We start from the raw sequence: 2604 nt of genomic DNA on the forward strand, positions 1-2604 counted from the left end.
ATGAGTTAACCAGTGTCGTCTTACTAGCCGAACTATGAAAGCTTTATTTATTTCCTGGCAGACTGAAGTACCGTCCCGGTCGGTGCATTCTCATCGGTGAAACCCTTGGTAACACTTTGTAATACAGGCAGGAGATTGGCTTGAACAGTTCATCTTTACCAGAGTTTGTCATGAGCCTGGAAACCTTGGGCAATAACGATGTAGAGCGGGTTGGCGGCAAAAACGCCTCGCTGGGAGAGATGCTCAGCCATCTTGGCAAGGCTGGGGTTCGGGTACCCGGTGGCTTTGCTACCACGGCAGAGGCCTATCGGGACTTTCTGGATGGCTCAGGGTTATATGACCGTATTCATACCCTGCTGGATCAACTGGATATTGATGATATTCAGCAGCTCACCGAGGCCGGTGCCAATATTCGCCAATGGATTATGGATGAGCCGTTCCGCCCCGAATTTGAACAGGCGATTGTCAATAGTTACCGTGAACTGTGCGGCAAACAAAGTGACCTGGCTGTGGCTGTGCGGTCATCGGCAACAGCGGAAGACCTTCCCGATGCCTCCTTTGCCGGGCAACAGGAATCCTTTCTGAACATTCGTGGTGCGCAGAATGTTCTGCAGGCAGTGCGGGAAGTCTTTGCCTCTCTCTTTAATGACCGGGCGATTTCATACCGCCAGCATCAGGGCTTTGACCATCGGGATGTAGCGCTGTCTGCGGGAATTCAGCGGATGGTGCGCAGTGAAACAGGGTCTGCTGGTGTGATGTTTACTCTGGATACCGAGTCAGGTTTCCGCGATGCCGTATTTATTACCTCCGCCTATGGCTTGGGAGAAACAGTGGTGCAAGGTGCGGTCAACCCGGATGAGTTTTATGTGTACAAGCCCGCACTTGAAGCCGGACGCTTTGCCATTCTCAGGCGGAATATGGGCAGCAAGGCGATTCAGATGGTTTACGGTGATGCCGGAGAAACCGGGAGATCGGTGCAAACCGTAGATGTCGACCTTGAGCTTCGTCAGCAGTTCTCCATTAATGATGCCGATGTGCTGGAACTGGCCCGTCAGGCCATGGCCATTGAAGCCCATTATGGCAGGCCTATGGATATTGAGTGGGCCAAAGATGGCGATGATCAGCGGCTTTATGTGGTTCAGGCCCGGCCCGAGACAGTACAAAGTCGAACGGAATCCAGAACGCTGGAACGTTATCACCTGTTGCAGCAGGGTAATGTCCTTGCAGAAGGTCGCAGTATTGGCCAGCGCATCGGTCTGGGACGTGTCTGCCTGGTGGATGACCTGGCCGATATGGACCGGGTTCAGGATGGCGATGTGCTGGTGACGGATATGACCGATCCGGACTGGGAACCGGTCATGAAACGGGCCTCAGCCATTGTCACCAATCGGGGTGGGCGTACCTGTCATGCCGCCATTATCGCCAGGGAGCTGGGGATTCCAGCGGTGGTCGGGTGCGGTGATGCAACCCACCGACTGCAAGATGGTCAAGCGGTCACGGTTTCCTGTGCGCAGGGGGATACCGGCTTTATTTATCAAGGTGAGTTACCTTTTGAACACCAGAAAAAAGATCTGGATCAGATGCCGGCGTTGCCTTTCAGGATCATGATGAATGTGGGAAATCCTGACCGGGCTTTCAGTTTCTCCCGGCTGCCCAATGCGGGTGTCGGTCTAGCCCGGCTGGAATTCATCATTAACAAGATGATTGGTGTTCATCCCAAGGCTTTGCTGAACTATCAGGATAATCCGGACACCATCCCCGATGGCGTCAGACAGCAGATTGAAGAGCGAATGGCGGGCTATGGCAACCCTGTTGACTTTTACGTTGAAAAACTGATCGAAGGTGTCGCTTCTATTGCTGCTGCCTTTGCCCCCGAAAAGGTGATTGTCCGACTCTCAGACTTCAAGTCTAACGAATATGCCAACCTGATTGGCGGCAAGATCTATGAGCCCCATGAAGAAAACCCGATGCTGGGCTTTCGTGGCGCATCCCGCTATATCTCGGAATCCTTCAGGGACTGTTTTGAGCTTGAATGCCGGGCCATGAAGCGGGTCAGGGACGAGTTCGGCCTGACCAATGTTGAACTGATGGTGCCATTCGTCAGAACGCCGGATGAAGCGCATCAGGTGATAAACATTATGTCAGACTTTGGACTTCGTCGTGGTGAACAGGATCTGAAGATCATTATGATGTGTGAACTGCCAGCCAATGCGTTGCTGGCTGATGAGTTCCTGGAATATTTTGATGGCTTCTCCATCGGCTCCAACGATATGACACAGCTGGCCCTGGGGCTTGATCGGGACTCCGGCTTGATTGCCCACCTGTTCGATGAGCGTAATGCCGCCGTCAAGCAGCTGTTGTCCATGGCGATTCAGGCCTGTCGCCGACAGGGTAAATACATCGGTATTTGTGGCCAGGGGCCCAGTGACCATCCGGATTTTGCCCGCTGGTTGATGGAGGAGGGCATTAATACGGTTTCCCTGAACCCGGACTCTGTTCTGGAAACCTGGCTCTATCTGGCGGAATGAAACCCTGATCCTGTTCAAGATTGCACCAGGAGGCTGTCCGAGAATAGACTGCCCTACGCGGCAACTGCTCCTGCGT

General features: G+C 53.4%; 1 protein-coding gene. It reads left to right on the forward strand.

What is annotated here, in order from left to right; genetic code table 11:
• Positions 1-170: 170 nt before the first annotated feature.
• Positions 171-2528, forward strand: coding sequence for a phosphoenolpyruvate synthase (ppsA, locus tag KDK14_RS21000; RefSeq protein WP_257267204.1), 2358 nt, complete (start codon positions 171-173; stop codon positions 2526-2528).
• Positions 2529-2604: the final 76 nt, after the last annotated feature.

The sequence above is a fragment of the Endozoicomonas sp. ONNA2 genome (assembly GCF_024606365.1).
Classification (GTDB): domain Bacteria; phylum Pseudomonadota; class Gammaproteobacteria; order Pseudomonadales; family Endozoicomonadaceae; genus Endozoicomonas.

Bases quoted from the DNA above. Each gene is read 5' to 3' on its own strand.
- ppsA (WP_257267204.1), top strand. From the start codon at position 171: ATGAGCCTGGAAACCTTGGGCAATAACGATGTAGAGCGGGTTGGCGGC.